At 71.7% G+C, this 237-nt stretch carries 1 protein-coding gene; it reads left to right on the top strand.

All coding sequences use genetic code 11. From position 1 onward, the window contains the following. Nucleotides 1–237 (top strand): condensation domain-containing protein (locus ADK60_RS28210; RefSeq protein ID WP_159400620.1); only part of this gene is annotated, 237 nt, incomplete at both ends.

The raw sequence follows: 237 nt of genomic DNA, 5'->3' as shown, positions 1-237 counted from the left end.
GAGGTCGAGTTGGAGGATGTCTGGCCGTTGTCGCCGGTGCAGGAGGGCATGGTCTTCCACGCCCGCTACGACGACGACGCGGTGGACGTCTACACGAGCCAGCTGCGTCTGGAGCTGTCGGGCGCGCTGTCGGTGCCCTCTCTGCGTCGGGCCTGCCAGGCGCTGCTGGACCGGCATGCGAGCCTGCGGGCCGGGTTCCGCGTGCTGTCCTCGGGCGCGACCGTGCAGGCGGTCGCC

The sequence above is a fragment of the Streptomyces sp. XY431 genome (assembly GCF_001279805.1).
Taxonomy (GTDB): Bacteria; Actinomycetota; Actinomycetes; order Streptomycetales; family Streptomycetaceae; genus Kitasatospora; species Kitasatospora purpeofusca.
This window is presented reverse-complemented; position numbering and strand designations above follow the sequence as displayed.